Annotated in this window: 19 protein-coding genes and 1 pseudogene; 7 read left to right on the forward strand and 13 right to left on the reverse strand. The window is 42.6% G+C overall.

Annotated elements, in window-relative coordinates:
• Positions 1-103 precede the first annotated feature (103 nt).
• From V7K60_RS30320 to V7K60_RS30340, 6 genes and pseudogenes are all read right to left on the reverse strand, one after another.
• Complete coding sequence (locus V7K60_RS30320) at positions 104-1591, reverse strand: hybrid sensor histidine kinase/response regulator (RefSeq protein WP_334931227.1); 1488 nt, start codon at positions 1589-1591, stop codon at positions 104-106.
• Entirely contained in the window at positions 1588-1878 is a 291-nt protein-coding gene (locus V7K60_RS30325; protein ID WP_334931229.1) for a response regulator, read from the reverse strand. Before V7K60_RS30325 ends, V7K60_RS30320 begins: the two co-directional genes overlap by 4 nt.
• Positions 1875-2594, reverse strand: coding sequence for a sensor histidine kinase (locus tag V7K60_RS35480; protein WP_442944496.1), 720 nt, complete (start codon positions 2592-2594; stop codon positions 1875-1877). The genes V7K60_RS30325 and V7K60_RS35480 overlap by 4 nt, the downstream gene beginning before the upstream one ends.
• Positions 2595-2753: 159 nt before the next feature.
• Positions 2754-5177, reverse strand: a pseudogene (locus V7K60_RS30330) (ATP-binding protein); the annotation flags it as partial.
• Between the two features lie 351 nt (positions 5178-5528).
• Positions 5529-5882 (reverse strand): hypothetical protein, encoded by a 354-nt coding sequence (locus V7K60_RS30335; RefSeq protein WP_334931235.1) that lies wholly within the window; start codon positions 5880-5882, stop codon positions 5529-5531.
• A gap of 1 nt (position 5883) precedes the next feature.
• A complete protein-coding gene (locus V7K60_RS30340; protein ID WP_334931237.1) occupies positions 5884-7056 on the reverse strand; it encodes a GAF domain-containing protein in 1173 nt (390 codons plus the stop codon).
• Between the two features lie 565 nt (positions 7057-7621).
• On the opposite strand from V7K60_RS30340, the gene truB reads away from it, so the two are divergent.
• On the forward strand, positions 7622-8590 hold the full coding sequence (gene truB, locus V7K60_RS30345) for a tRNA pseudouridine(55) synthase TruB (protein ID WP_442944490.1): 969 nt from the start codon (positions 7622-7624) through the stop codon (positions 8588-8590).
• Positions 8591-8822: 232 nt separating this feature from the next.
• Here the strand turns inward: truB and V7K60_RS30350 are convergent, their stop codons facing one another.
• The 4 genes from V7K60_RS30350 to V7K60_RS30365 all read right to left on the reverse strand — a co-directional run bounded on the left by V7K60_RS30350 (position 8823) and on the right by V7K60_RS30365 (position 11997).
• Positions 8823-9602 carry a hypothetical protein gene (locus tag V7K60_RS30350; RefSeq protein ID WP_334931239.1) on the reverse strand — a complete coding sequence of 260 codons (780 nt, stop codon included), beginning with the start codon at positions 9600-9602 and terminating at the stop codon, positions 8823-8825.
• Between the two features lie 229 nt (positions 9603-9831).
• The gene (locus tag V7K60_RS30355) at positions 9832-10668 is read right to left on the reverse strand and encodes a CheR family methyltransferase (protein WP_334931377.1); all 837 of its coding nucleotides are present in this window, start codon (positions 10666-10668) and stop codon (positions 9832-9834) included.
• 42 nt (positions 10669-10710) lie between these two features.
• Entirely contained in the window at positions 10711-11247 is a 537-nt protein-coding gene (locus tag V7K60_RS30360; protein ID WP_334931241.1) for a hypothetical protein, read from the reverse strand.
• 183 nt (positions 11248-11430) lie between these two features.
• Positions 11431-11997: an HD domain-containing protein gene (locus V7K60_RS30365; RefSeq protein ID WP_334931245.1), complete on the reverse strand. Its 567-nt coding sequence runs from the start codon at positions 11995-11997 to the stop codon at positions 11431-11433.
• 244 nt (positions 11998-12241) lie between these two features.
• Here V7K60_RS30365 and V7K60_RS30370 point away from each other — a divergent pair, with 244 nt between their 5' ends.
• The 3 genes from V7K60_RS30370 (at position 12242) to V7K60_RS30380 (ending at position 14433) form a co-directional block, all read left to right on the forward strand.
• Complete coding sequence (locus tag V7K60_RS30370) at positions 12242-12982, forward strand: LmeA family phospholipid-binding protein (protein ID WP_334931247.1); 741 nt, start codon at positions 12242-12244, stop codon at positions 12980-12982.
• 33 nt (positions 12983-13015) lie between these two features.
• On the forward strand, positions 13016-13567 hold the full coding sequence (locus V7K60_RS30375) for a DUF2231 domain-containing protein (RefSeq protein WP_334931249.1): 552 nt from the start codon (positions 13016-13018) through the stop codon (positions 13565-13567).
• A 488-nt stretch (positions 13568-14055) separates the two neighbouring features.
• Positions 14056-14433 (forward strand): hypothetical protein, encoded by a 378-nt coding sequence (locus tag V7K60_RS30380; protein WP_334931251.1) that lies wholly within the window; start codon positions 14056-14058, stop codon positions 14431-14433.
• 451 nt (positions 14434-14884) lie between these two features.
• Here the strand turns inward: V7K60_RS30380 and V7K60_RS30385 are convergent, their stop codons facing one another.
• Positions 14885-18211: an alpha-mannosidase gene (locus tag V7K60_RS30385; RefSeq protein WP_334931253.1), complete on the reverse strand. Its 3327-nt coding sequence runs from the start codon at positions 18209-18211 to the stop codon at positions 14885-14887.
• A gap of 87 nt (positions 18212-18298) precedes the next feature.
• Between V7K60_RS30385 and V7K60_RS30390 the strand changes: the two genes are divergently transcribed.
• The 3 genes from V7K60_RS30390 (at position 18299) to V7K60_RS30405 (ending at position 21585) form a co-directional block, all read left to right on the forward strand.
• Positions 18299-19957, forward strand: a complete 1659-nt coding sequence (locus tag V7K60_RS30390; protein WP_334931255.1) for a hypothetical protein — start codon at positions 18299-18301, stop codon at positions 19955-19957.
• A gap of 256 nt (positions 19958-20213) precedes the next feature.
• Positions 20214-20438 (forward strand): hypothetical protein, encoded by a 225-nt coding sequence (locus V7K60_RS30395; protein ID WP_334931257.1) that lies wholly within the window; start codon positions 20214-20216, stop codon positions 20436-20438.
• Positions 20439-20664: 226 nt separating this feature from the next.
• On the forward strand, positions 20665-21585 hold the full coding sequence (locus V7K60_RS30405; RefSeq protein WP_334931259.1) for an alpha/beta hydrolase: 921 nt from the start codon (positions 20665-20667) through the stop codon (positions 21583-21585).
• A 55-nt stretch (positions 21586-21640) separates the two neighbouring features.
• On the opposite strand, the gene V7K60_RS30410 is transcribed toward V7K60_RS30405, so the two are convergent.
• Both V7K60_RS30410 and V7K60_RS30415 read right to left on the reverse strand, forming a co-directional pair.
• Positions 21641-22702, reverse strand: a complete 1062-nt coding sequence (locus V7K60_RS30410; RefSeq protein WP_334931261.1) for a hypothetical protein — start codon at positions 22700-22702, stop codon at positions 21641-21643.
• A 97-nt stretch (positions 22703-22799) separates the two neighbouring features.
• Positions 22800-23129 carry a hypothetical protein gene (locus tag V7K60_RS30415; protein WP_334931263.1) on the reverse strand — a complete coding sequence of 110 codons (330 nt, stop codon included), beginning with the start codon at positions 23127-23129 and terminating at the stop codon, positions 22800-22802.
• Positions 23130-23167: the final 38 nt, after the last annotated feature.

Genomic DNA, 23167 nt, shown 5'->3' on the forward strand with positions numbered 1-23167 from the left:
ATACCTTTTTTATGTCTGGCTTTCTTAATTTTGAATTTTGAATACTTCGACTTACCTCGGCTTTGCTCGGCACAAGTCGCTCAGTACAAGTTTTGAATTGGTATTAGTTGTGTTCTAGCAGGTTTAGAATCTTCTTCACTAACTCCTCTGGTTCTAATGGCTTGGTAATGTGAGCTTGAAACCCAGCAGTCAGTGCTTTTTGCTGGTCAATATCTGCGGCATAAGCGGTAAGCGCGATCGCCGGAATCGTTCCTCCCTGATTGGGTGGGCGTGAACGAATCTGCCCAATCAGTATGTAGCCATCCATATCAGCCATGCCGATATCACTCACAATTACATCAGGAATGAAACTATCAAGTACTTGCAATGCTTCTAACCCAGACGCTACGGCTGTAACTTTTGCGCCATTTTGTTCTAGCAAAAATGCTTCAAACTCACGAGTATCAGTATCATCATCCACGAGCAAAATTTGCAGGTTGCTTAAGGGAGTTTCTGCGCTTGATGTTTCAGCGTCGCCTGAGTTAAGTATAATTAGTGCTGACTGAGCCAAGATAGGTATTTTAACTATAAAGGTTGCGCCCTGATTCTCACCCAAGCTTTCTGCCTTGACTGTGCCACCGTGCAGTTCTACAATTTGGCGGACGATCGCTAACCCCAAACCCAAGCCGCCAAATCTGCGTGTCGTTGAGCTATCCTCTTGCCGAAAATACTCAAACACATGTGGGAGAAATTCCGGTTGAATGCCAATGCCTGTATCGATCACCCGGATCTGAGCTTGCCCTGCAATTTGCCTTAATTCAATGATTACTTGTCCCTCATCTGGTGTAAATTTGACGGCATTGGTAAGCAAGTTCCACACCACTTGCTGCAAGCGGGCAGTGTCACCAGAGATAGGTGCAGTCGGATCGAGATCAATCCGTAAGTTAATATTCTTTGCTTCTGCTGCTAAACGCACCGTTTCCAGGGCAGCAGAAATAACAGAGATTAAATTAAGGGGAGCCACCTTTACGGACAGCTTGCCCTGCATAATCCGCGAAACGTCGAGTAAGTCTTCAATTAATTGTGATTGCAGTTTGGCGTTGCGCTCAATCGTTAGTAGTGCTTCGCGTTGACGGGCGGCATTAAGCTTGCCTTTTTGCAACAGTTGTGTCCAGCCTAAGATGGGGTTGAGGGGCGATCGCAACTCATGAGACAGCACCGCTAAAAACTCGTCTTTAATCTGGTTGGCTCGTTGCAATTGTTCTGCGTGTTCCTGAATTGAGATAATTAGGTTGGCTCGGTCGAGGGCGATCGCTATCTGCTCAGAAATCAATTGCAGCAAAGCGATTTCTTCTGAGGTAAAGTGAGTGCGGGTGCAGCTAGCAAAGCAGATGGTTCCCAATAACCGTTCTTGGACAATTAACGGTTGACCGACATAAACGGTGGCACCCTGGTCGCGGTGGGTTTGGGCACGAGGATGAGTGGCAATTTGGGCGCAATCGAGAACGATTTGCTGGCGTTCTTGAGCCACCAATCCACAGAGGTCTTCACCGAACTCAAGCCACTCTATCGCCTCTAGGATCTCTTGAGTAATGCCCTGATGGTTTTTCAAATGTAGGATGAGGCGGTTGTCTTTTGACTCGACGATGTAGTTGTAGTAATAGTCCTGTCAGGACAAAGCTTCTGGGCAATTTTCAAAGCGGAAATCCCATCAAAACCGGGCAAGGTATAGTCTGCCAAAATTAAATTAAACGCATTGGTTTCTAATACCTTCACAAATTCAGCGTGAGTTTTTACCCGGAGCAGTTCACATTCAACGCCGCCATCGGTCAAGGTAAGATGTATTACCTCTGCGTCAAGGGGATTGTCTTCGAGCAAAAGAAACCGCAGTCTTGTCATAATTGCGCCTCACGTTTCGGCAGCGAAAAGTAGAATGTTGCGCCCTGGTCGATTGCGCCTTCTGCCCAGATGCGTCCGCCATGTCGATGAATGATCCGCCGTACAGTGGCAAGCCCGACTCCCGTGCCAGGAAACTGTTCCTGGGAATGCAGTCGTTGAAATATGCTAAATAGTCGATTGCAGTATTTCATGTCGAACCCTGCACCATTATCTTTAACGAAGAATATCACTTCTTGCTCCTGTTCCATCCTACCAATTTTGATGGCAGCTTCGGTGTTATTGCGGGTGTACTTGACGGCATTCGACAGCAAATTTTGCAGTACTAGTCGCAGCAGTGCGGGATCGCCTTCTACCGTTGCCAATGGCTCAATTTCCCAGTGGAGCGATCGCCCGATTAGTTCTGGCTGCAATTGTTCTTGCACCTGCTGCACCAATTGACTGATATTAACAGTGGTCAAATGCATTTCTGTCTTCCCCAAGCGGGAAAATTCCAGCAAGTCGTCCACCATTTTTTCTGCCTCAAGAGCAGATTTAGTGATAATGTTGAGAGTCTGCAAAATGGATGCATCGACGACGGTTGCATTGAGCTTACCTTGCAATCGTTCGGCAAAGCTGCTGATGTAGCGTAGCGGCGTTCGCAAGTCGTGGGATATCGAAGAAGAAAACGCCTCTAGTTCTTGGTTGATGGCTTCTAGTTGAGCCGTGCGTGCTTTCACCTGTTGCTCTAAGCGATCATTGAGTGTTTGTACCGCCTGCATTACCTGTTCGCAGTAAACTGCTTCGCGTCGCAACTGTGCTAATTGGAGGTTGGCATCGACTCGCGCTAACAGTTCTCGTGCCGAGAAGGGTTTAATTAAGTAGTCATCTGCGCCAATTTCTAAACCCTCCACCTGTGATTCTTCGCCAGCACGGGCAGAGAGCAAAATAATCGGGATTGTCTGGGTATTTGGTGAAGCCCGTAGCGATCGCAATAACTCAAATCCATCCATTCTCGGCATCATCACATCTGCTAACACCAAGTCATAGATGGCATTTCCACCACGCCGGATCGCAGTCAGTGCAGCTAACCCGTCATTTACAGTTTCCACCTCATAATATTGGTTTAACAACCGCCTGAGATAGCCGCGCATGTCGGCGTTGTCATCCACTAAGAGAATACGCGCCTTCTTGGAGCTTTGAGCTTGAACTTTTGAGCTTTGAGCTTGAACCTCCGAGTTCTGAACTTGAACTTTTGAGCTTTGAGCTTGAACCTCCGAGTTCTGAACTTGAACTTCCGAGCTTTGAGCTTGAACCTCCGAGTTCTGAACTTGAACTTCCGAGCTTTGAGCTTGAACCTCCGAGTTCTGAACTTGAACTTTTGAGCTTTGAGCTTGAACTTCCGAGTTCTGAACTTGAACTTCCGAGCTTTGAACTTGAACTTCCGAGCTTTGAACTTGAACTTCCGAGTTCTGAAATTTTATGCTTTCTTCAGGTAGCCAATGTAACGCTTCTTCAACAAAAGCATTTGCAGTTACAGCCGTCGATGGCAGTGTCGAGGCAACCTCAATTTGGTCGGCGGGTAGATGGGCGATTCCGGTGGGAATGGTGATGGTGAAGGTTGTGCCTTGGTCTACTGCGCTCGTAACCGCGATCGCGCCGCCATGCCGCTTAACGAGTTCCTGCACCAGAGACAAGCCAATGCCTGAGCCTTCATAGCTGCGCCCCTTCGCGCCTTTGACTTGATAAAACCTTTCAAATAGGTGAGGCAGTTCGGAAGCGGAAATACCTACGCCAGTGTCGCTGACCATTAATTCAACTGTGTTTGCGTTAGGTTTGAGCGAGACAGAAATCATCCCCTCGAAGGTAAATTTTAAGCCATTGGAGAGTAGATTCAACACAATCTTTTCCCACATTTCTCGATCAACGTAAATAGGATCGGGTAGGGGGGGACAATCGACAACTAACTGCAAATTGACATTCTCAATTGCCGATCGGAAAACACTTGCCAGTTCCGCCGTGTAGGTGGATAAGTCGGTAGGTTCGTAGTTTGCCTTCAGGCGATCGGCTTCGATGCGGGAGAAGTCGAGCAGGGTATTGACCAGTTTCAGCAAACGCAAGCTATTGCGATGTGCTAGTTCTAGCTGTTCCCGTTGTGAAGAAGTTAGGGAATTTACCGAATCGCTCAAGGCATCTTGCAGCGGAGCCAGTATCAGCGTTAGCGGTGTGCGGAATTCATGGCTGACGTTGCTGAAAAAGGTAGTTTTGGCTCGGTCGAGTTCTGCCAAAGCTTCAGCTTGGAGGCACTCCTCCTCGTAAGCCAGGGTATTGGCGATCGCTGTTGTGACTTGACCGGCAATCAGAGCGAAGAAACCTCGATAGTCATCATCAAGGGGACGGTACGGGCTAATGCCAGCAATTAAAACCCCTAGTGTTTCCTGTCCAGGTCGAGCCAAGGGTAGGGCGATCGCACTATTGGGAGATTCATCCCACGCTCCACCGGGAAGTTGCCCAAAGCGACCGATTAATGGGTGAATGATGCGGTTTTCTCTGGTGGTCAAAGTCGAGTGAAGCGACCAGCAATCAGATGTTTCATCTGCAAGCTCAATCACACTGGGGCTAACGGGAGTTCCTTTCTCTAAATTGGTCGTAGCGATCAGTTGAGCCTGTTGACGATCAGGGTCGAACAAATAAATCAGTGCAAAGGGAATGTCCTTGAGATTATTGGTTAATACATCAGCAGAAATCTGACAGGCTTCGTTGACTGTCTTCGCGTGTGCCGTCTCTGCCCCCAATTCCCGGAGAGTTCGCAGACGGCGATCGTCGATTACTCGTCGGGTGTCTTCAGTGCAAGCACAAAAGATCCCGCCCACACCATCCTCATCCCTGCCAATGGGACTGTACGAGAAGGTAAAGTAGGTTTCCTCTGGGTAGCCATTGCGCTCCATAATCTCCAGAAATTCCTCGTTCCAGGACGGATTGCCGTTATTGAGTACGTCATATGCAAAGGGTCCAACCGAGTGCCAAAGCTCTGACCAGATTTGACTTGCCGATTCCCCTAATGCTTTGGGGTGTCGTTTTCCCAATACGGAAATATAAGCGTCATTGTAAAGGTTGATTAGGTCTCGCCCCCACCAGATAAACATCGGGTAGCGGGAACCTAAGATAATCCGAATTCCTGTTATTAAGCTCTTTGACCACGTTTCGGTCGAACCCAGTTTGCTCTTTGACCAATCATGCGATCGCATTAAGGCTCCCATTGCGCCCCCGCCTGCAAAAAGGGTTTCAGATAAGGTAGTGGGGGATTCGGGGGTAATCGTCATATCTTTCACATCTGTAAATTTTCCATTGATTAGGTGGACTGGGCGGGAACCCAGAGTTGCCGCTACTGCCCGTCAAGTTCAACTATGCCCAGCAGACTTCAGGCTCTGCTACCCAAGGGCTCCAACAAGATCGCTTTCCTCTTCTGCCGCTGTCCGACGCTCAAGTCTATTCCCTTTTCTATTCGTCCACTACCAATAGTTTTACCAGCTAGATAACAGCGGTTGTAGTTAATAATTTCAGAGTAATGCTTTTCGAGATAGCCAGTTATTTGAGTTCTCAAATACGCTAGGAAGTAGTGGTGAGGTACAACCCTTACCCCGTCATATCCTGTACAATATTAGCTAATGCAATTAATCCTCAATTAATCCCTGATAAATTAGCGTTTTTGATGACAACAGTTTTAGCGTTCTTACTTTATCCGTTTGTTTGGGCTGATCTTCACCAGTAGGCAATACCTCACCATTTGATTTTTGTGTCTTGTTACTGTTTTTAGCTTCTTCGTGAATTGTCTGAACTGCCACCTCAAGTTCCATACCGGACTGAACCATTTGGCAGACCTTTTCGAATCCTCTTATTTGTTCACTAGACGGTTTAGCTAAACTTTTGATTTTGATGGATTCTAGAATCTTAGAAATTTGGTCTTTAGGGATGGAATAGCGCTCTGCAATTTGCTTGAAAGAATCATGGATTGCGTTAGCTGACATATCAAAGCCTCTCTTTTTCTAAGTCTAGGTTTTCAGTAAGGTCATTGTCTTGAACCAAGTGACCGTTTGTCACAAACGGAGCCAGTTGGTTGTTGGCGCTCCTCTCAGAAAAGCGTACAGAATTGCCAAAATTTCTTTTGCACTGAGCTTGAGCTAGAGTCATAAAAATCTCAAATTGAGTTCGAGAAACGGCGATCCCCTCTTCTTCGCGCAAGGCGACCTGGGCAAGACAGTGTTCAATCAGATCAGCGGCTTGGCGGGCGAGTAAATCGAGAAAGCGCAGTTCGCGATCGCTCGGTCGATGGTGGTTGCGCCAATGGGTCGAAACCATGCCGATCGCTTTGCCTGAACGCGAAATCAACGGTGTGGACTGTGCCGAGAGAAGTCCTGCCTCAAGGTGCATTCGCATTGAGCCATGCGGGTTTTCACTCTCTGGCACATCGAAATCAACAAAGGTGCGTTCGGTGAAACCGTTGCCGAAGGCATCGCCCGTTGTTAATGCCATACCGCAGGGCGTGTTTGAATCCGCGTTGACGCAATAGAAATGCTCAATCATTGCTGGCGTCATGCCTTGAGTGGCAAGCAGCAAGAGATCCTGCGTCGCTTCATCCAGAATTTGGATCGATCCCGCATCTGCTCGTGTGAGGGCGATCGCGGCAGCCATAATCTCCTGGTAAAGCGTCTGAATGTCGCTTTCAGTTACAAGCCTCGCGCTCAGTTCGTGCAGCAGCAGCGTATCTTTCAGGTCTGACTCGACGGTTGATAAAGCTTGTCTGCACTCGATGGTATCTTTGTCAAGTTCCTGGGCTTCCTGCAATGCCCGTTGTACCGATGGCACTAACCGCCCTAAGCGTTGCTTGAGTACATAATCTGTCGCGCCCTGTTTGATCGCTTCAATCGCCAATTCTTCGCCCAAACTGCCAGAGATGAAAATAAACGGCGTATTAGGACGTAGACGACGGGCGATCATTAGTGCCGTAACACCATCAAAATTAGACAAGGCATAGTCTGTCAAAATCAAGTCGATTTCGTCGGTTTCCAGTGTTCTAATAAAATCAGCGCGAGTCTCTACCCGCAGTAGTTCACAGTTAATCCCACCCTCGATCAGCGTGGCTTGCACGACTTCTGCATCGGGTAGATTGGCTTCGAGCAAGAGAAACTGAAGTGCTGACATTATTTTCCTTGTGCTGTTTTAATAGTACCGGGCGGTTTCTTCCACAGTGCAGAGCAAATTTGCGCCAGTACCTTCATATTTCCATTGGTCACAAAAAGCTTTTTAGCCACAATACCTTAACCTTATTTATGGTAACTAGTACCGCAAGGCGGAAGTCAAAAGTCAAAAGTATTATGGAGTGAGCTTTTTAGGGATTTTAAATGGTTGCTCGTCTTGCAAAGTCTGAGCGGCGGTTCCTTTAAGTGGCTAGGGTGTACACACAAGTATGACCAGCATAGGTTTCAACTCTTTTAGTAGTTTCGTAGGGTGCGTTATGGACACCCCGAAATAACAAATGCGTACGCCGAAATAACAAATGCGTTCGCCGAAATAACAAATGAGTACGCCGAAATAACAAATGCGTTCGCCGAAATAACAAATGAGTACGCCGAAATAACAAATGAGTACGCCGAAATAACAAATGCGTACGCCGAAATAACAAATGAGTACACCGAAATAACAAATGAGTACGCCGAAATAACAAATGCGTACGCCGAAATAACAAATGAGTACGCCGAAATAACAAATGAGTACGCCGAAGTTACAAAAGACAGATGACACCCCTCGCCAGTTATCTTTAATTATACCGACCTACTTAACTAATGATTTTGTGTTATTTCAAGGTTTTCTCAACTTAAACAAACCATTCGACTGGACTTCCCACGACTGCGTGGCGCGGGTGCGAAAATTGTTGCGCCTCAAACGTGTAGGACACGCAGGAACCTTAGATCCGGCTGCTACAGGAGTTTTACCAATCGCCCTTGGTAAAGCTACAAGATTATTGCAATATCTGCCAGGAAATAAAGCTTACAAGGCTACTATTCGGCTGGGTGTGCGGACTACAACCGATGATTTAGAAGGTGAAATCATTAGTTCTCAAGCTTGTGTTGGGTTGAGTTTGGCAGAGGTAAAAACTGCACTAACACAATTTGAAGGCAAGATTGAGCAAATCCCACCAAATTATAGTGCAATTCAAGTGGATGGGAAACGTCTCTACGACTTAGCACGCCAAGGGAAAATAGTGGAAGTTCCAGTGCGGACAGTGGAAATTTTTCAAATAGAAATTTTGGACTGGAGAGAAGGAGATTTTCCCGAATTGGATGTGGCGATCGCCTGTGGATCTGGTACATATATTAGAGCGATCGCTCGTGACTTAGGTACAATCTTAGAAACTGGTGGCACTCTTGCGGCTTTGATTCGTACCCAAAGCAGTGGTTTCGATTTAACAGATAGTCTCACTTTCACCGACTTAGAAACTAAATTGCAAGGCGGGACATTTCAACCTCTCGCCCCTGATGCAGCCTTACAACATTTGTTGTCTGTGACTTTACCAGCAATATCTGCTCAAAAATGGTGTCAAGGTCAGCGAGTTTCTCTAAATTCTGAGGTTACTGGGATAGTGCGAGTTTATCAAGAAGAGACTCGCTTTTTAGGTGTTGGACAATTACAAGATGAAGTGTTAATTCCGCAAATGGTTTTTGAACCGATTTCTTGAAGAATTCAGAAGTCAGAATTCCGAAGTCAGAATTTAGGAGTGCAGCCGGAGACACCCCGCCTCCCTAAGAATCAAAATGTTCTCTACAAGACCCTGTGTGTAGCTTGCTTTATTCGCTGTAAGGGTGGACTCGCTACCCTTGCGCTATCCACTAGTCGCACACAATTCAATTCTGTTAGCGGTAGCGAGGCGTTTAGCCCATTCTGACTCCTTACTCCTGAATTCTTTCTTGTTAAACCAAATAACTTGTATTGGGTACGATCGCAAAGAAGGCATACTCGTACCAAGCAGTCCAGATAAAACTGCGAATCCATCGCTGACGCTTGTCGAGACTCAATTCATATTCAAACGCCCCACGAGATACATCAATGGAAGATAAATGAGAGTTGCAACCGCAGCCATGCTGATAAGTAAAACCATATTTAGAAGCAATACTTTGTACCTTCATTTGGATAGCAAATACCTTACCTGCATGGAGTATGGCATCCCAAGCACGTTTATGCTCAATATCGCGTTGATCGAATCGCAAGGCACGTTCTTCAAAAACATGATCGCGGTAAATTGGTGCTAGATGCACGTGATAAAAGCTAGCAGGTAGTTCATAACCAAATTCATTGAACAAATCTATGCCAATACGAGCCACTTTTACTTCATCAGCGTAATCGATTCCTTTTGACTCCACATTACGGAGAATTTCTGCAAAGTTCGGATAGCTGTGTTTGAGAAAGTCTTGTCCAAAAAACTCTAAGGTTTCCCATGCTAGTTGTGCAAATAGCTGGGAAAATGATGGTATTAGGTGAGCTAGTTGGGGGCGATCGCTAAATAAGTCAACATCACCACGTTCTAATTTATACAAAAATAACTGCGCCATTTCAACATAGCTTTGGGGTTGGGAAAGTCCGACACTCGTGGTTCCTCTAGCAATGTCTTGCCATATAGAAGGTAGTTGAGAAATATGAACTGCATTTTCTCCAGCAATGACTGCAACAGGAGGACATTCGAGAAGTTGCATCGACAATCTCCTTTAAGACTTTAATGTGTAATTTACCTTAAACAATCGCTAAATCTATCTTTTGAACACAATAAAAAATGTTTGACAGACTGTCTTTTGACAGCGATATCTACGATGGGCTACGCCTACGCAATTTTATTTATAATTTTTGAGGCATTGGGCATTAGTTATTTTAGGATAATTCATACTTCATAATTCATAATTCAATTACCCACTCAAAGCATTCTCTTCAGCCACCAGCTATTTTCCTATATATTTTTTCACCCTTGATTAACTCTTCATAGTACTGTTCATAAGAGGTGAACCTGATAGATTCTTGTCTTCCTAAACCTAAGATACCAAAGGTGCAAAGGCTGTTGTAAAATAGTTCGTGTACCCGCTTTTGAAGTACCTGATTAAAATATATGAGGACATTACGACAAAAAATAACATTAAACTCATTAAAAGAACTATCAGTGGCTAAATTATGCTGGGCAAAAACAACATTTTCTCTTAGGGACGATCGAAAAATAGCATTGTCATAAGCTGCTGTATAATATTCTGAGAAAGATTTCTTGCCGCCTGCTTTCAGATAAAGGTGAGTATATTCCTGCATCATTTTCAGCGAGAAAATCCCACTTTTGGCATTTTGTAATACCTTTTCATTCGTATCAGTGGCATATATGCGACAACGGTGATAAAGTCCTTCTTCTTGGAGTAAAATTGCCATTGAATAGACTTCTTCACCAGTTGAACATCCAGCGTGCCAGATGCGAATAAACGGATAGGTTTGTAAGAAGGGAATAACCTGATTTCTGAAGGTATTATAAAAGCTGGGATCACGAAACATTGATGTTACATTCACCGTCAGAGCAAGCAAAAATTTTTCTAAATAGGGGCGGTTGTGGAGTAACCGCTCTTGCAATGCAGAAATATTTGCTACCCCTTCTAATTGCATAAAGCTCTGGATGCGGCGCTTGAGCGAGGAAAGAGCATAATTACGAAAGTCATAACCATAGTACTGATATACACCTTCCAAAAGCAGATGTATTTCTATGTCCTCCAATATCGGTTTGGGCAGAGGCATAATATTCATAATTCATCATTCATCATTCATCATTCATAGGTTTCAGTTTAACCAAGTGGCTCTTACTACTAAAACAGCGATCGCAATTACTGAAATTCCAGCTAGCCATCTCACCTGATAGCGCAGATTTTTAATCTCTTGGCTCAGACTTTCTGTCTGTGGTAGGGAATATGGTTCCAGTTTTACAACTTCAATAGGTACTTGTTCGGGTGTCTTTTGAGGCTTTTCAAACGAGACTTGCGTGTGTAGCCAATTAGTAATCAGTTGGGGACAGTTCTTTTTAAACCAATTTAAAGCTAAGGCTCTAAAAACTGGTTTAGACATTCGGGCAATTAATTTCATCACCCTATTTAAGGGTTTCAGCCGAAGCTTTTGATTAATCAAATTGACTGAACCAACATCATAAAGACAATCGAGAATTAGTTTCACAGTGGCTTCTTCACTGTTAACCAAGTTTTGCAGTAAAAGCAGAACATCATGCATACGCTCTGCTTCCATATACTTTTCTGCCAAGTTCTCTGAAGGACTTACAGAAGGATTTACAGTTGGATTTAGGGTGTTTTTTCTTACTATTGTCATATTAGTAACATAGCAGTCAGAATAATGTCAGTACAACTATCTACCGAGAGAAAGATTTTTAATCTAGAGAGAGAATCTAAAAGCCAAAATTTATTCGTGAGAGACATGACTCAATCGTGTTTGTAAAAAACCTATTTGTTTAGTTCTGATAAATCTTTTATCTACTTCTGGGGAAATAAAATTTTATTTAGATGCTAACACCTCAATTTGCAAAATCACCCGTTCTAATTCCTCAATAATTACAGGACTTTCAGTCTTTTTAAAAGCATCTACAAGCGCCCGATAATACCAAAGCGTACCTTCTTTACGCCCCTGAAAACGTTCCCAAAGTGATTCGCCTAAAATGCGATAATCTTTGAGAATAGACTGGGCATTGTAAAGTTTATCAGCTAATGACACAAGCAGTACTGATGGGGAAGCTGTAGGAATATGAGCAATATATGCCTCCTTGCGCTGTCGCCAAGGGGGTTTTGGAGTTGTATCAGCGTCAGTACAACCATCTACAATTGCCGTTACATTGTCACCAAAGCGACGACGAATTTCTTCTCGTGTTGCAGCGCCACCTTGATCTTCGATCGCATCGTGTAAGAGGGCTGCGATCGCTTCATCTTCATTTGCTCCGTATTCTAAAGCAATACTGGCGACACCTAATAAATGGGCAACATAAGGGACACCCGAACCTTTACGAACTTGGTTAGCGTGTAATTGGGTGGCATAGGTAAGGGCTGCGGTAAAACGTTCTGAGAGCATTGTATAAAAAAATCCAGCAGTCAGAATAACTCAACCGAAATATTGGGTTTGTGTCAATTTTATAACAAATCGCTCCAAGTGCAGAGGTAATAAAGGATGAAAAGGGTACAGAGGTAAAATTGAAATTTTAAATTAGATAGACAACATTTAAATCTATATTCCATCGTCAGATAGATAAAACTCTGCTGTTAGTTTATTAAATTTACTCAAGGATGTGCTTTAAACTAGGAGTTAACTTAACATAATGCCAGAAAATCCTGGATTAGGAGAGCAAGCGCTCAATAAAGCGGCAGAAATAGGATTATCTAGTCAATTAGATGAAGTAGAAAATTTAGATGTAGATATCAAGACAGACCCGCTGAAACTGGTTCAGGGAGAAGTGGATGAAGTCACGATTGAAGGTGAAGGTTTAGTTATGCAAAAAGACCTCCGCATGGAAGAATTTAAAATGCAAATGACTAGTGTTGCCATTAATCCTCTCAGTGTGGCTTTTGGCAAAATTGAACTCACTAAACCGACTGAAGCTCATACACGGGTTGTGTTAACTGAAGCTGATATCAATCGTGCTTTCAACTCAGAATATGTGCGTTCACAATTGCAAAGTCAAAAAATACATATTAACGGACAGCTGAGGACTATTGAACCTCAAGATGTAGATTTTCGGTTACCGGGTGATGGGAAAGTAGCACTAAATGCCAGCATAAAATTAGTAGAAACTGGTGAAAATCAGCAAGTTGCTTTTTCCGCAGTTCCTAAAATTAGCAGCAATGGAAAAAGTGTGACTTTGGAAAATATCGAGTATAGCGAAAGTGAGGAAATCTCGCCAGATTTGACAAAAGCTTTGATAGATCAAACTAGCGAAATTTTGAATCTAAGTAACTTTGATTTAGATGGCATAAGTTTGCAAGTCAATCAACTAAAAGTAGAAGTAGGCAAACTAATCCTACAGGCTGAAGCTTATGTTGAAAAAATTCCTTCAGCTTAAAAATGTAATGTTCATAAATTCAGGATACTAATAATGGAAACTACAGAAACAACGCAAGTAGGTTCAACACCTTTCCCAAATATTCCACCAGTTATTGAAAGTAACGACAGTGAATATCGTGATACTGGTGTACCCAGTACAGTTGCGATCGCTGGACATCCCTTACACCCGTTGAGTGTGATCTTTCCCATAGCCTTTTTAGCCGCCGCCTTGGGAAGTGACATTGGTTATTGGTTAACTAGCGATTTCTTTTGGGCTAGGGCTTCCCTATGGTTAATCGGACTTGGATTAGCTGGAGGTGTCCTTGCATCTGCGATCGGTCTGAGCGACTTTGTAAAAATTGAACGAGTCCGCAAACGCACCGCTGGTTGGACGCATTTGATACTTAACGTTTCTATATTAGTTTTATCACTCGTTAACTTTCTCCTACGCTTGGGCAACGCTGAGTCCCGAATAGTACCTTGGGGACTGTTAATCTCGCTCGTTGTTGGTACACTAACCAGTGCTTCTGGTTGGTTCGGTGCTGAACTTTCCTATCGCCACAAAATCGGTGTAGTAGGTGGAGGTAGCAAAAGATATCCTTAAAGGAAAAGGAGGAAGAAGATAAGAAAAACCCAGCACTTAACAAGATAGTTGGTCAAACCTACAAACTCAGTGACAGATAATTATTTACAGCTTCCGCTAAGAATATTTAGCAGTTCTCGTTTGTATTTGATACAGTTTTAATATATCTTGTGGGATGGAGATAAGTCCGATATAAGGTTTTCCCAAATCAAAATACTGGAGGATATTTCCCTTACCAAGTAAGGCTTTTGAACCCATCTCACAAGAAAAAATGTAGCTTATTTAATTAATAACTGTATACTTTATCTATATGGTAAAAAAAATTACATACTGTTAAATATTAACTATTTATCTACACAAGCTTATAAAAATTACAATAAGACAAAAGGGTGAAATTGCAATATTTAATTTCATCCTAATATTAAGTTTAAAAAAGCTCGCAAGCGGTAAATTTCCGACTTTAAAGTGTTTTAATAAAGTTATTACCAAAAGTTTAGAGAAGCAAAAACATGAAAGGTTTCAGGAAGTTATCTTCAATAGCAGTATTGCTATTTGCCTTTGTGTCTCCGCCCTCATTCGCTGAAGCAAAAGATATTTCTTTAAGTAATGCTCTGAGTGAACAGAGCGTTGCCCCAGATGCCAACATAGTTGGAAATAAAACTGGAGAGCTTTTGATTACTCAACGGCGGTCAGGACGATATCAGAGAATCCGACGACGGCAGATAATCCGACGACGGCAGCCTTACGGACGATACCAGAGAATCCAACGACGGCAGCCTTACGGACGATATCAGAGAATCCAACGACGGCAGCGTTTTGGAGAACGCCAGATTATCGAACGACGGCAGCCCTACGGACGATACCAGATTATCCGACGACGGTATTAGAGATATGAGTAAAAATGACGTAGGCATAATACCCTTCTCATAACAGAGACGCTACGCGTAGCTTGCTTCCACGAAGTGGTATAGGAAGCCTTCGGCTACATGAATTTTGCCTACTAAGGATTTTGGATAAGGCACATAATTAGTTTCTAGAGATGTCTATTGAGGACTGGTGATACAAATAATATCGTGTCTGGTTAAAGACTTATCATTAAGACCGCAGAGGGGCAGAGGGGATGGGTTTTTGGTCTTTCTAGATAGATTCGGGAATTATAACTAATTAGCCGGACATGATATAAGCCAATTGTTAATAGAAATCTGGTGAAAAAAAATGTAGAAACGCAGCACTGCTACATCTCTACAAAGGTTTGGATAACACGTATTTAATTTCACCAGATGTCTCTCTAATGGTTAGTGGTTGTTCTATTAATCACTAACCATTAACTATAGTGGCTCACTCCAGCCTGGGATTAATCGCTGGTATCACCTTGAAATTGGCGATTTTCCAAGGTTGTATCATCAAGATTTGTTGCTGAGATGAAAATTCAGTACTGGCGGAACGCTCTAATAAATCTACTGTATTTCCGAGATTCAACCCTAAATCACTTTGCAAAGATAACTCGGCTGTTTCTCCGTGAGATTCATAACATCGCAGAATTAACTGCTGTGGATCATCTTCAGACGGCTTCAAGGCCATCAAGATTAAATTTTCAGCTGATAAATTTAGGAAACTTACTCCTTCAATAGTGTTGATAGCGGTAGCGGAGGGTTGAGCCAGTGGCCAATTGAATATCACTTGCAACGGTATATTCAATTCATAGCCACGCCGTACTGTATGGGCTGATTCCCAACTATCAGCATGAGGATACAAGGTATATTTGAACTCGTGAAAACCTCGGTCAGCCTCTGAATCTGGCCAATTAGAACTGCGTAGCAGTGTTAGGCGGAGTTGATTTGGTTTGCTGTCATAACCGTATTTACAATCATTGAGCAAACTGACACCATAACAATTTGGGATTGCAGTATTTGTCTGTGTGTCCTCTGCTGTTAAATCAGCCCAACGCAAAGCAGGAACTTCCCATTTTGCTTGCTCTGCGGGGGTTTTCGGTTTAGTGGGGCGGCGAATCGCGCCACAGGGAATTTCATAAGTAGCAAAGTCGGCTTCAATATTTAGAGGAAAAGCAGCTTTCACTAATACATGATTTTCTTGCCAATTGACAGTTGTAGCGATGTTCAGCAGAGGTGAACCAGCTTGCAGAATATAGTCTTGGCAAAATTCCGATTCACCCAACTGACGCACTACGCGCACACAACTTTGCACCGGGCCTTGTTCTAACCACTGAATAGATTGAAGATTTGTTGAGGGTAAGGGATGTTGAGCATAATTAGGGTCTATATTCCAAGCATCCCAATATTGCCCACTGTCTTTAAAAGCTTGCAGTTGATTCCCCGCCCCACTCAAAACTTCTCGCTGATAAGTTTTGTCAAAAACACTTGATAAATCTCCGGTGTCAGGATCTATAACAACTCGCAAGAATTCATTTTCTAAAATCCAGTCTGGGAGCGGTGGGGGAGATGAGAGAGAGACGCGATTAATCTCGTCTGTACTGGTGAGTGAAGGAGAAAGCCAAAATATGCGGTAGCCTACGGGTGGAATTTCGGTGGCAAGAAATAGTAGGGTTGATGGTTCAGATAATTGGGAGACAAGCTGCTTGCCAGAAGCATCGTAAATCTGCCATTCTTGGGTGGTTGTTGGTGGTGTGGGTAAGGCTACAAAGACTACCTCAGAACGTTGCCAATTGAGAGAATTGAAAACAAAAATAGGCAGACTATCGGGTTTTGGTGGTTCTGATAGGGTAATGTGAGATGCGATCGCTAAAAGTGATTCCTGTAATATTTTCGTTCCCACTTGTTCCACTTGTTGCCATTGAGGCAAGGCATCTGTGTAAACTTGGGTAATTGAAGAACCAGGTAAAATATCGTGAAACTGTTGAAATAACACCAATTTCCAAGCTACTTCAATTTCTGCCTTGGGATATGTCACACCACAGCTTACAGTTGCCAAGGTAGCAAATAGTTCAGCTTCATACAATAAATTTTCACAACGACGATTCCAGCGTTTTTGATCTCCGTGCGTAGTATAGCAACCGCGATGAAATTCTAAGTATAGTTCGTCATTCCAAGTCGGGAATAAGGGAGAATCATCACTACTGCCTTCTGCCTCACTTCTCCTGCCAGAGACGCTGCGCGAACGCGGACTCGCTAACGCTGCGCTATCCTGCCTTCTGCCTCCTTTACTGATTTGCTGTAAATACTTTTCAGCCGTCGTAAATTCTAAGTCTGGAAATAAAGGAGACTTTTGCCAGCGTCGGGCGGTTTCTAACATATCACGGGTGGGACCGCCGCCGTGGTCGCCGACACCGGGAAGCCAGAGGGATTCTGGTAAACTAGTTTGGCTTTGCCACTCAAGAGTATAAGTTGCCATTTTAACCGGGTCAATGCTTTCACCGATGAGTGCAGACATCAAACTAAAGACTTCGCTACCGTCAGGCGATCGCCACCAAAAAGCCCCATAATCAAATTTAGTAGTATCATTCCACCGCAACTTCTGTGTCACAAAATACTCAATTCCGGCATTAGCGAAAAACTGCGGTAAAGTTGCACAGAAACCAAAAGAATCTGGAACCCATTCCACAGTTGAAAGCTTGCCAAATTTCTCCTGGATGTAGCGCTGACCATACAGTAGCTGACGAACTATTGATTCACCAGCAATTAGATTGAGTTCTGGTTCCACCCACATTCCGCCGACAACTTCCCAACGTCCGGCAGCTACCTGTGCTTGAATCGCCCTAAACAAATCCGGGCGGTGTTCTTCAATCCAAGCATAAAGTGCTGGACTTGAATGACAGAAAATTAACTCAGGAAAATCTTCTTGCAACTTCAGAACCGACTCAAAAGTATTTTGCGCCGCATTCCAAGTTTCACTCACAGGCCATAACCATGCTAAATCTAAGTGAGCATGACCCAATAAAAAAATTTTAGATTTTATATCCGTAGCTTTCAAAAAGGGGGCTAAGATATCGGATTGAATTAAATTTTGGCGTAGAGATAAAAATGACTGTACCAACTCTCCCTTCTCTTTCTCCGTGACCTCTGCGCCTCTGGGGTTCGTAACTTCCCCTAGCATCGCCGCCAAAATATCCAACTTCTCCGGCGCAAACTTTTCCAAATAAAGTTGCACTACAGCTAACTCATCAGCCACAAAACCCGGATCGGGATTATTATCAACAGTAGACTCGTAAACTAGGAGCGATCGCACTAAAGCACCATCACAATGTCCTGGACTCACTAACCGCAAAGCCACAGTGAATTCTTCCCCTGGCGTTACGCCTTGACTGAGAAGTACTCTAGGGGAACAATCAAATAAATCACCCTCCAGCACTAACTCGCCATTTACATAAATCTCAGCAGAATCCGCCCACCAAACCAGCGCCAGTCGCAAAGATAACCCAGCTAAGGGATAACCGTGTAAATCTTGGGGAACTACCAATCTTTGCGCTAGCCATAGCACTTTTTTCCCGCCTGTCCAAGCAATATGTTCTTTAGCATTCAACTGGGCAGGTTGCCAATGAGACAAATCAGCAGCTACAACATCAGTAATAACTAAGTCAGATTCCTGATACAGCCACCTAGACTGAAGATTAACTTGACAAAAAGAGCGCAATTGCTCAATTGCTTGTGAGATAAGTTTGGTCTGAGATTGAGAGACAGTCGGGGTCATATATTCGCTAAGATGAGGTGTTGGTTGTTTTTATTGTTTGGCGCGAGTCTCACAACTTAACAAGACTTGAACTAAAAAATTACTACTATGTCTTCTGGTTCCTCTGGTCGTTATCAAAGCAGACTATTTAACTTTGTCCACCAGCAATCTCGGCGGGTGACACAACAGTGGGAACACACCTTTCGGCATTTGCAAGTTGCCACTAAGTGGGGTGTCGAGGTACTACTTTACCCCGTGTATCTACTGTTTCAGTCATCTGAATCATCTGGAAAAACGCTACATACTAAAGAACCACAAACTAGATTAAAGTTACAACCAAATGATACCGATTTCCAGCCTGAAACTCTACCCAATGCTGATAGTCCCATTCAAAATGTGCTAGAGGCAGTCAATTATTTGTCATCAGAACCAGCCTCCACTTCTACGAAAGCATCTGAACATTTGAATCCCTTGGCTTTATTGGGAGTTTTTCGGCTGAAATTCGTTGAAAATAACTCTAATTTTACTCAATTATCAAATATTACAGCTAATCAAGCTGTCAGTCTCAACCCTTCACAATTAGAAAATGCCCTTCAACAGCGTCTTCCAATAGTGCGAGGAATTGCCACAAATTTAATGAGTCGAAATTTAGTACTTGTTACTGCTGACAATGAAATTCTAGATGTCTTAACACCTGAACAACAGGCAAAATTAGAAGACCGAATTATTAACGAAGTTGCTAATTACTGGCAGTCTTCTCTACGAGACGCTGCGCAAAGGCGTTTGATTGTAGCTAAAAAAGAAACGCAGCTATTACCACAAATTGACCGATTATTAGCAAAACTCACTGACGTAAATTCAGATGAAATTCCAGTTTTAGCGGAAGATACACCTAAAGATTTACTGAATACAGATAGATTATTAGCATTTCTAGATATAGCCATTGCTAAGTTGGAATCGAATGCTTTAGTCCCAGTGCAAGAACGTAGCCAGGAAGTTATCCAAGTTGTCCAAACTCAGTTAAACATATTTCTTTATGGCAAAGAGCAATTAGCTGCTAAAGGAAAAATTGCACCCAACGCTGATGGTTTAGAAACTCATTCACAGAATTTTCAGGCTTTGATTGAGGCGGCGCTTAATTACTTTTTTGGTGTCGGTAATAGAAAAACACTTGAGACAACAACTAGTAATGAGAGATTGCCAGGTAAACTATTTTCGTCACGCCTGAGAAAAGCTTTGTCCAAAAGCCCTTTGCTAGAGAACCAAAATTTTACAGATGATCCTTGGCTAACGTGGAATGATTTATTTGGTGACACCAAAACCATTGCTGACAAGCCAGTTATACTTTCTGGGGGGAAAAATCCTGCTTTAGCCCCAAGTTTATCAATAGGGCATTTTCCACAAAAGAATTTGAGTGTAAAACAATCTAAAGTCGGATCTGGTTTAGTACAAAGAAAACAACCAAGTAGTAATCTCGCCTCAAATCAAAAAATATCTGGAAAAGTCACCTCTGTAAAACAAACTCAAACCCGTATTTCCCAAACTAAAAGTGAGAGTCGTAAAGGAGAAATTTTGCAACAGCAATTTCACCAAAGCAGTCATGTTGAGGCACAGCCAGACTGGATAGAAACCACAGCAACTTCAACTGGCTATGAAAAGCACCCTTTAGAGCAACTTTTGGAATGGCTTGATTATATTATGGTCTGGCTAGAAGAAAGATTTGTAAAGATTTTTCAGTTGTTGCGACAGCTATGGCAAGGGAAATAAGACTAATTCGTAATTCGTAATTAAGACTTGTCACATTGCATCTGAGTTTCCAGGTTTACATCTGTAGCCTAATTTTGGATAATTTGTATAAGCTGGCAGAGATTTTTTAATAAACTATTATAATAGCAATTTTTCAATTTAAGGATAATCAAGATTATCTATAATATTATTGGTGGTTGTCTAAGTGAAAATTATTGTTGACTGTAAATAATTTAATTTTAAAAATCCATTAGATAAACCGAAAATTGAGACGTTTGTGGTAAATCTGCCTCAAATACCGAAGATAGGTGAAACAATTGTAGTCGAAAGAATTTCATCCCAAAAGCAGTTTGTAATTATCTTTGAATACATTGTGACAGCATTGCAATTTAACGCTTCTAGAGAATCGGCTGATGCAGCAGATGCTCAGGTAAACGCATTTTTGAACCACTGTTGGGAGGGAACATCAAATTTCAAAGTTACAAACTTTTTAGAACAATAATCTCTCACCACAATATATGATTGAGTAAATAACGTAACAGCTTTAATCCTGTTGGTTCAGGGTAATCAGTTGGCAAAAGAGCCAGCATCGCATTTTGCAATTTTTCCAAAGCTATATCTACTTCCTGGCACTTTGGTCTAGTTGTTTGGGGAACTCGTACTTGGAAAAAGGAATAGATGTTGACTTTTTAGTAGCTTGTTGGGAGAATACTTAAAAAATTAACCAGATGATTGACCATAGCGATCGCCTAGCGTCTCGTAAAGAAGACAGATTCCAAGGTGTTGGAGGACTTGAACTGTATTATCAAAGCTGGCATCCAGAGGGTAAAGTCCGGGCAATATTAACCATTGTGCATGGACTTGGAGGGCACAGCGATCGCTACAGTAATATAATTGAGCATTTGATACCCAAGCAATACGCCATCTACGCCTTAGACTTGCGTGGTCATGGACGCTCACCAGGTCAGCAAGGCTATATCAACGCTTGGAGTGAGTTTCGTGAAGACCTGGGAGCTTTTTTACAGTTAATTCAGACTCAGAATCCTGGATGTCCAGTTTTTCTCTTGGGTCACAGTTTAGGAGGGGTAATTGTCTTAGATTACATTCTGCGCTATCCCCAACAAGCATCATTATTACAGGGTGCGATCGCTCTTGCGCCAAGCTTGGGGAAAGTTGGAGTTTCACCTATTCGGGTACTTTTAGGAAAAATGCTCTCACGGGTATGGCCGCGTTTCACCCTGAATACAGGCATTGACATTAGCGCTGCTTCACGAGATCCGCAGGTTTTAGCCGCGATCGCTCAGGATACAATGCGACATACCCTTGCTACTGCCCGTCTGGCTACAGAATTCTTTGCAACAGTTGATTGGATTAATGCTCACGCAGGTGATTGGCAATTACCATTGTTGATTCTGCATGGTGGTGCAGACCGAGTGGCTTTACCTGCGGGAAGTGACATCTTTTACCAACGGCTAAACTGCAAAGATAAGCTGAGAATTGAGTATCCGGGAGCCTATCACGAAATTCAGAGTGACATAAATTACCGCGAGGTAATGGCTGATTTGGAAGATTGGTTGGAGCGACACCTACCATCTGAGGCGGTGCGGTTAGAACGAGAAAACGCTGAGTTAGAGTTTCCTAGTTCTTAGCAGTCTAATACTCATTAATATACTAAAATCATTAAGTCACATCTCCAATAATCAGTCAGTCAGTAACTAACTCGTATCGGAACTTTATATCGTTTAGTTGCAGTTCCGACATTCTTTGCAGAGTTGATATAAGAACCATCGAGCCTAAGTTACCAGCTTCTGTTATCTTTAATTCATATTCCTCAAACTCTTCTGTTGCATCAGCTCGATCAAACTTACTTGGAAAAGGTTCACCGCCGTGTACAAAACCTGAACGGTAACTGTACATCTGTGTCAATTTTTTTTTGAAAGTAGTTAGGGAACCAAGAAAAGTTTGACATTTCTGGTTGATTTGTTGACCGACTTGCTCTTTTGAATCGTTGTATATTGCTTCAATACCAATTAATGAATAAAGAAGGATTTCATTTGCTTTTACTTCATTAAATCTACCGAAAAGGTGTGTATAAGCATTAAATGCCCGACTCAAAGTACTATTCCCCTGCTTTGTACACAGTGAGTTATTCTCTACCCATTGGGCAACTTCAAACAATGATAAATCCTTGACAGGTGGCCAATTAAGTAATTTAGCATTTTGTCGAGCATCCATTAGTGTTGAACAAACAGGATGAAAACTGTGAAGTCCCCCATAATATGATTGTGCAATAGCTTTTGTTAAGTTTATAGTACCCGGACTAGCAATATTTGAAATAAGCACAGCCTGTTGTAACCGCTCACCTACATCATCGGTGAGAAATTTATCAAACAGTGCTAGTCGCTCGGAATCATCTTCATGCCAATCTACAAGATTTTCAAGTAAATGATTTCGCTCGAAGCTAGCTGACAATTTTGCACGAATCCAAAAAATTGGGATAGGGACTATGTGTGGCTCTTGAAAAATAATTTTTAAAACTGCTGGTATTTCATCTTCTCCTACGATTGAGAACGATACCCAAAGTAAATTATTATCAAAATAATTTGGAAAAGAAAGCTTTAACTTTGTGAAGTCGTCTAAAAGCTGTTCAAATCGTTTTTTTTCTACTGTATCAATTATATACTCAGGTAAATTTGGTTGAATTTTTCCGTACACATCAATAACGGACTTATGAAGTTCTGGCAAGGAAGTCTGAATGTTGGTCATATCTTAAAAGTTCGGATGAACTGATTTTATCTACTATATTATTAAGGCGATCGCATCTACTTCTATCAAACAAGCGATCGCACCTTAAAATGTAGAGTCAGTTATTTACATTATCTGAAAAATAGGTTGCTGAGGATTGAGAGTTTTTTACAACCAAAATAGGTTCTCCCTTTACTCCTCCACGGGTAAGAGTACAAATCTTATAAAGGTTTTCACACTCAAAGATTGCCAGAACTAGCTCTTTACCTGTTTGATAAGACGATGGTAAAGATTTCCCTACCTCGCATTCCATATCAATTTCCTTGTCACGCCACTGTAACTTCCAAATACGCTTTTCGGTTATTGGTACTTTGACAGACTGAGCAAGAGCGCTATATACCTGCTCTGCTTTAATAGCATCCTTGGCTGCTGGCACAAAAAACTTCATAGGCTGAGGTTACAAATAACGTAGGTTTCATTAGCACC

Origin of the sequence: Nostoc sp., assembly GCF_036917555.1 — a bacterium.
GTDB lineage: Bacteria > Cyanobacteriota > Cyanobacteriia > Cyanobacteriales > Nostocaceae > Nostoc.

Excerpts from the sequence above, each read along its gene's own strand:
- V7K60_RS30325 (WP_334931229.1), bottom strand. The coding sequence starts at position 1,878 with ATGACAAGACTGCGGTTTCTTTTGCTCGAAGACAATCCCCTTGACGCA.
- V7K60_RS30335 (WP_334931235.1), bottom strand. The coding sequence starts at position 5,882 with ATGTCAGCTAACGCAATCCATGATTCTTTCAAGCAAATTGCAGAGCGC.
- V7K60_RS30340 (WP_334931237.1), bottom strand. The coding sequence starts at position 7,056 with ATGTCAGCACTTCAGTTTCTCTTGCTCGAAGCCAATCTACCCGATGCA.
- truB (WP_442944490.1), top strand. The coding sequence starts at position 7,622 with ATGAGTACGCCGAAGTTACAAAAGACAGATGACACCCCTCGCCAGTTA.
- V7K60_RS30350 (WP_334931239.1), bottom strand. The coding sequence starts at position 9,602 with ATGCAACTTCTCGAATGTCCTCCTGTTGCAGTCATTGCTGGAGAAAAT.
- V7K60_RS30355 (WP_334931377.1), bottom strand. The coding sequence starts at position 10,668 with ATGCCTCTGCCCAAACCGATATTGGAGGACATAGAAATACATCTGCTT.
- V7K60_RS30360 (WP_334931241.1), bottom strand. The coding sequence starts at position 11,247 with ATGACAATAGTAAGAAAAAACACCCTAAATCCAACTGTAAATCCTTCT.
- V7K60_RS30365 (WP_334931245.1), bottom strand. The coding sequence starts at position 11,997 with ATGCTCTCAGAACGTTTTACCGCAGCCCTTACCTATGCCACCCAATTA.
- V7K60_RS30370 (WP_334931247.1), top strand. The coding sequence starts at position 12,242 with ATGCCAGAAAATCCTGGATTAGGAGAGCAAGCGCTCAATAAAGCGGCA.
- V7K60_RS30375 (WP_334931249.1), top strand. The coding sequence starts at position 13,016 with ATGGAAACTACAGAAACAACGCAAGTAGGTTCAACACCTTTCCCAAAT.
- V7K60_RS30380 (WP_334931251.1), top strand. The coding sequence starts at position 14,056 with ATGAAAGGTTTCAGGAAGTTATCTTCAATAGCAGTATTGCTATTTGCC.
- V7K60_RS30385 (WP_334931253.1), bottom strand. The coding sequence starts at position 18,211 with ATGACCCCGACTGTCTCTCAATCTCAGACCAAACTTATCTCACAAGCA.
- V7K60_RS30390 (WP_334931255.1), top strand. The coding sequence starts at position 18,299 with ATGTCTTCTGGTTCCTCTGGTCGTTATCAAAGCAGACTATTTAACTTT.
- V7K60_RS30405 (WP_334931259.1), top strand. The coding sequence starts at position 20,665 with ATGATTGACCATAGCGATCGCCTAGCGTCTCGTAAAGAAGACAGATTC.
- V7K60_RS30410 (WP_334931261.1), bottom strand. The coding sequence starts at position 22,702 with ATGACCAACATTCAGACTTCCTTGCCAGAACTTCATAAGTCCGTTATT.
- V7K60_RS30415 (WP_334931263.1), bottom strand. The coding sequence starts at position 23,129 with ATGAAGTTTTTTGTGCCAGCAGCCAAGGATGCTATTAAAGCAGAGCAG.